This is a genomic window from Kitasatospora sp. NPDC093558 (genome assembly GCF_040683475.1).
Lineage (GTDB): Bacteria > Actinomycetota > Actinomycetes > Streptomycetales > Streptomycetaceae > Kitasatospora.
This window is the reverse complement of the sequence record NZ_JBFBDY010000430.1, coordinates 1-5,410: the sequence shown is the minus strand read 5'-3', so window position 1 is coordinate 5,410 and position 5,410 is coordinate 1. Positions and strand designations below refer to the sequence as shown.

The 5,410-nt window shown below is 74.5% G+C and carries 5 protein-coding genes; 4 read left to right on the top strand and 1 reads right to left on the bottom strand.

The annotated features are described in order from the left end of the window. Window positions 1-28: 28 nt before the first annotated feature. Window positions 29-1,654 carry an FAD-dependent monooxygenase gene (locus tag AB0O00_RS28265; RefSeq protein WP_363656447.1) on the bottom strand — a complete coding sequence of 542 codons (1,626 nt, stop codon included), beginning with the start codon at window positions 1,652-1,654 and terminating at the stop codon, window positions 29-31. Between the two features lie 306 nt (window positions 1,655-1,960). On the opposite strand from AB0O00_RS28265, the gene AB0O00_RS28260 reads away from it, so the two are divergent. From AB0O00_RS28260 to AB0O00_RS28245, 4 genes are all read left to right on the top strand, one after another. Beyond that, window positions 1,961-3,130, top strand: a complete 1,170-nt coding sequence (locus AB0O00_RS28260) for a SchA/CurD-like domain-containing protein (protein WP_363656445.1) — start codon at window positions 1,961-1,963, stop codon at window positions 3,128-3,130. Between the two features lie 42 nt (window positions 3,131-3,172). Beyond that, window positions 3,173-3,598: a cupin domain-containing protein gene (locus AB0O00_RS28255; RefSeq protein ID WP_363656443.1), complete on the top strand. Its 426-nt coding sequence runs from the start codon at window positions 3,173-3,175 to the stop codon at window positions 3,596-3,598. Next, on the top strand, window positions 3,595-4,851 hold the full coding sequence (locus AB0O00_RS28250; RefSeq protein WP_363656441.1) for a beta-ketoacyl-[acyl-carrier-protein] synthase family protein: 1,257 nt from the start codon (window positions 3,595-3,597) through the stop codon (window positions 4,849-4,851). Before AB0O00_RS28255 ends, AB0O00_RS28250 begins: the two co-directional genes overlap by 4 nt. 5 nt (window positions 4,852-4,856) lie before the next feature. Further along, window positions 4,857-5,410 (top strand): beta-ketoacyl synthase N-terminal-like domain-containing protein (locus AB0O00_RS28245; RefSeq protein WP_363656440.1); only part of this gene is annotated, 554 nt, incomplete at its 3' end.

The window sequence follows — 5,410 nt, the reverse complement described above, 5'->3', positions numbered from 1 at the left end:
CGCGTGCGTCAGAGGAGGCCGACGTGTGTCAGAGGCCGAGCACCGCCTTCAGCGCCGCCGCCACCGCCGCCTCCGGGTCCTCGACCGCGCCCGGCGAGCGCCACGCGACGAAGCCGTCCGGGCGCACCAGCACCGCGCCGTCCGGGCCGATGCCGTGCAGCTCGGCGAAGTCCGTGCCCGGCTCCGGCGCCAGGTCGTCCTCCGCGTCGTCGCCGATCCGGTAGGCGTCCATCGGGACGGCCAGCGCGTCCGCCGCCCGCCGGGCCCCCGCGCGCCAGGCCTCGCCGCCGGGTCCGGTGAGCAGCACCATCGCCTGCTCGTACAGGTCCAGCGTGGACAGCCGCACGCCCGCGCACACCAGCCACTGGTGCGGCGCCCGGCTGCCCGGCTCGCCCGCCGACTCGAACGTCTCGGGGACGACCTCGCCCGCCGGGTCCGTCCCGACCACCGCGCCCCGCGGGTAGCGGTAGCCGAGCGCCACCGCCAGCACCCCGGCCTGCCGCCCGACCCCCGGCACGACCGCGTACCCGGGGTGGCTGTGCTCGGCCGAGCGCGCCGAGGCCCGCTCACTGGTCACCCGCGCCACCGGCCGGCGCTCCTGCCCGTACGTCTCCAGCAGGCCGGGCCCGGCCCAGCCGCACAGCACGGCGGCCAGCTTCCAGGCCAGGTTGTGCGCGTCCTGGATGCCGGTGTTGGAGCCGAACGCGCCGGTCGGCGACATCTCGTGCGCCGAGTCCCCGGCGAGGAAGACCCGCCCGGTGCCGTAGCTCCCGGCGACCCGCTCGGCCGCGTGCCACGGCGCCCGGCCCGTCACCTCGACGTCCAGCTCCGGCATCCCGACGGCGGTGCGGATGTGCCGCACGCACCGCTCGTCGGTGAACGCCTCCAGCGGCTCGCCGTGCTCGGGGTGCCACGGCGCGTGGAAGACCCACTCCTCCCGGTTGTCCACCGGCAGCAGCGCGCCGTCCGCCTCCGGGTTGGTGAGGTAGCAGGCGATGAAGTGCCGGTCGCCGACGGCCTCGGCCAGCCGCTTGGCCCGGAACGTGATGCTCACGTTGTGGAACAGCTCGCCCTTGCCGCTCTGCCCGATGCCGAGCCGCTCCCGCACCGGGCTGCGCGGGCCGTCCGCCGCCACCAGGTACTCCGAGCGCACCAGCCGCTCCTCGCCGGTCTCCCGGCTGCGCAGCACCGAGGTGACACCGTCGGCGTCCTCCTCGAAGGAGAGCAGCTCGGTGCCGAAGCGGACGTCGCCGCCGAGGTCGCGGGCCGCGCGCAGCAGCACCGGCTCCAGGTCGTTCTGGCTGCACAGGCACCACGAGCTGGGGCTGAAGCGGGCCAGCCGCCCGCCCGGGTCGATCTCCCGGAACAGCCATTCCTGCTCGGCGCCGGTCAGCGAGGGCGCCTGGAGGATGCCGTGGTTCGGGGCGAGCACCGAGGCCGCCTCGCGGATCGCCGGCTCGATCCCGGCCACCCGGTACAGCTCCATCGTGCGGACGTTGTTGCCTCGGCCACGCGGGTGATGCGAGGTGTCGGTGTGCTTCTCGACCAGGAGGTGTCTGACACCCAGTCGGCCGAGGAAGAGCGAGACCGACAGCCCGACCAGCGAGCCGCCCACGATCAGGACCGGCACCCGGTCGTCAACCTTCGGATTCATCAATTGCTCCACCCTGTACGGGGATTCCGCGGCCCGGCAGATGGGCCCGGCACCGCCCTCGAAGGGGCCCGCAGCGGCGGCCGCCCCGGTCTTCCATCCCCCGCCGGGGCCGCCTTGTGCCGCCCCTTCGCCCGGATGGCCCGCAAATCTCGCGCACCCCCGGACGCGCCGCGCACGATCGACCTCAGGCCTGGCGCCGACCGCCCGGGCCGACCGCCATCGCACCGCCCTCCCAGGCCGGGAGCGCCCCGCCGGACGCGGCCCACGTCAGGCCCACAGCGTGCGGCCCAGAGCAGAAAGTGGATCATGACAACTCTGTCCGAACCGCAGGCGCCGCAGCACGCCGAGTCCGAGACCCGGCTGCGGGTCGTCCTGATGCTGGAGATCCAGGACGGCGCGCAGCAGCGCTTCATGGACGTCTACGAGCAGCTGCGCCACGAGGTGGCCGCGGTCCCCGGCCACGTCAGCGACCAGCTCTGCCAGTCGATCAACGACCCCCGGCAGTGGCTGATCACCAGCGAGTGGGAGGACCAGGAGACCTTCCTGCAGTGGGTCGACAGCGACGCCCACCGGGAGATGGTCAAGCCCATGCACGGATGCGTCAGCGACAACTTCCGCTCGATGCGCTACGTCGTCCTGCGCGAGACCTCCGCCTCCGGCGGCGCCACCGGCACCCGGGCCCCGATGGACGTGCCGCCCGGCCTGCCGCGCACCGAGCCCGCCGGGCACGTCGGCCCGCCGAAGGCCGAGCCCGGCCCCGACGGCGTGGTCCGCCACGCCCTGACCTTCACGGTCAAGCCCGGCAGCGAGCCCGAGGTGGCCCGGATCCTGGCCGGCTACACCTCCCCGAAGGCCGACGTGGACGAGCACACCCGGCTGCGCCGCACCTCGCTGTTCATGCACGGCAACCGGGTCGTGCGGGCCGTCGAGGTGACCGGCAGCCTCGGTGACGCGCTGCGCCACGTCGCGATGCAGCCCGAGGTGCGGGCCGTCGAGGAGGCCATCAACCCGTACCTGGAGGAGGCCAGGCAGCTCGGCGACCCGCAGTCCGCGCGCGCCTTCTTCGCCCGCGCCGCGCTGCCCGCCAAGGAGCAGGCGATCGCCACCGCGCCCTCGTCCGGGCGGCTGCACCGGCACGCCGTCCTCTACCCGGTCCGCCCGGGCCACGGCCAGGCCGTCACCGACCTGCTGGCCGACCACGACGACCTCGCCACCGCCGACCCGACCGGCCCGGTCGCGGCGAGCACCGTGTTCCGGCGCGACGACGTCGTCGTGCGCCTGGTGGACCTGCGGGTGCCCGCCGAGGCCGACCCGGCCGCCGCGCTCGGCGTGGCCGGCGACGCGGAGGCCGCGGCGCTCGCCAAGCTGCTCGACCTCGGCCCCGAGGGCGACCTGCGCAGCGTCACCGGCCTGCGCGCGTTCCTCGCCGCCCGCCACATGACGCCGATCACCGACCGCAGCTCGCAGCCGAACTGACGCTCCGACACCCGGCCCCGCCACCCAACCCGGAGGAACACCATGTCCACGCAGTACCCACGGATCGTCGACGCCGCCGAGGCTCCGGAGAACCGCCGCCACGGCGCCGAGCTGCGCACCATGCTCACCCCGACCAGCTGCGGGGCGACCAGCGGCTTCATGGGCCTGGCCATCGTCCGGCCCGGGGAGAAGATCGCCGAGCACTACCACCCGTACTCCGAGGAGTTCGTGTTCGTCGTCTGCGGCGACCTGGAGGTGGACCTGGACGGGGAGACCCGCTCGCTCAAGCCCGACCAGGGCCTGATGATCCCGATCAACATGCGCCACCGCTTCCGCAACGTCGGCGACACCGAGGCCCGGATGGTCTTCCACTGCGGCCCGCTCGCCCCGCGCCCCGACCTCGGCCACGTGAGCACCGAGGAGTCCGCGACCTCGGGCCCGCCGGAACACGCCAAGGTGGCCTCGTGACCCGGCGGGTCGCCGTCACCGGGATCGGCGTGGTGGCGCCCGGCGGGGTCGGGGTCCCGGCCTTCTGGGACCTCCTCACCTCCGGCCGCACCGCCACCCGGGGCATCACGCTCTTCGACCCCACCGGGTTCCGCTCCCGGATCGCCGCCGAGTGCGACTTCGACCCGGCGGCGCACGGGCTGGGCCCCGCGGACGTCCAACGCGCCGACCGCTACGTGCAGTTCGCGATGGTCGCGGCCGGCGAGGCGATCGCCGACGCGGGCCTGGACCTCGCCGTCGAGGACCCGTGGCGGATCGCCGTCTCGCTCGGCACCGCCGTCGGCGGCACCACCCGGCTGGAGCACGACTACGCCCTGGTCAGCTCGGCCGGCGCCCGCTGGGACGTCGACCACCGCCAGGCCGAGCCGCAGCTGCACCGGGCGTTCGCGCCCAGCACGCTGGCCTCCGCGGTCGCCGAACGGGTCGGCGCGCACGGCCCGGTGCAGACCGTCTCCACCGGCTGCACCTCCGGCCTCGACGCGATCGGCTACGGCTTCCGGGCCGTCGAGGAGGGACGCGCCGACATCTGCGTCGCCGGCGCCTCCGACTCCCCGATCTCGCCGATCACCGTCGCCTGCTTCGACGCCATCAAGGCCACCAGCGAGCGCAACGACGACCCGGCGCACGCCTCCCGCCCCTTCGACGCCCACCGGGACGGCTTCGTCCTCGGCGAGGGCGGCGCCGTCCTGGTACTGGAGGAGCTGGAGCACGCCCGCCGCCGCGGCGCCCGGATCTACGGCGAGGTCGGCGGCTTCGCCACCTACGGCAACGCCTACCACATGACCGGCCTCACCCAGGAGGGGCTGGAGATGTCCCGGGCGATCGACGACGCGCTCGCCCACGCCCGGGTGCGTGCCACCGACGTCGACTACGTCAACGCGCACGGCTCGGGCACCAAGCAGAACGACCGGCACGAGACCGCCGCCGTCAAGCGCTCGCTCGGCGCGCACGCCTACCGCACGCCGATGAGCTCGATCAAGTCGATGGTCGGGCACTCGCTCGGCGCGATCGGCGCCATCGAGGTCGTCGCCTGCACCCTGGCGCTCGCCCACGGCGTCGTGCCGCCGACCGCCAACTACGAGACTCCGGACCCGGAGTGCGACCTCGACTACGTGCCGCGCACCGCGCGCGAGCTGCCACTGAGCCACATCCTCTCGGTCGGCAGCGGATTCGGCGGATTCCAGTCCGCCGTCGTGCTCAAAAGAACGGGGTGAGATCCATGACGTCACGTCAGCAGGGCCGCCGGGCGGTGGTCACCGGCATCGGCGTGGTGGCACCGAACGGTGTCGGGGCCGACGCCTTCTGGAAGGCCACCAGGCAGGGCGTGAGCGTCCTCGACCGGATATCCCGCGAGGGCTGCACCGAGCTGCCGCTGCGCGTCGCCGGACAGGTGCGGGACTTCGACCCGCAGACCGTGATCGACAGCCGCTTCCTGGTGCAGACCGACCGCTTCACGCACTACGCGATGGCCGCCGCCGACCTCGCGGTGGCCGACGCCCGCTTCACGCCGGACCCCGAACGGCCCTACGCCGTCGGCGTGGTGACCGCGGCCGGCTCCGGCGGCGGCGAGTTCGGCCAGCGCGAGCTCCAGCAGCTCTGGGGCCAGGGGCCCCGGTTCGTCGGCCCCTACCAGTCCATCGCCTGGTTCTACGCGGCCAGCACCGGACAGATCTCGATCCGCGGCGGCTACAAGGGCCCGTGCGGCGTCGTCGCCAGCGACGAGGCCGGCGGCCTGGACGCGCTCGCCCACGCCGCCCGCTCGATCGAGCACGG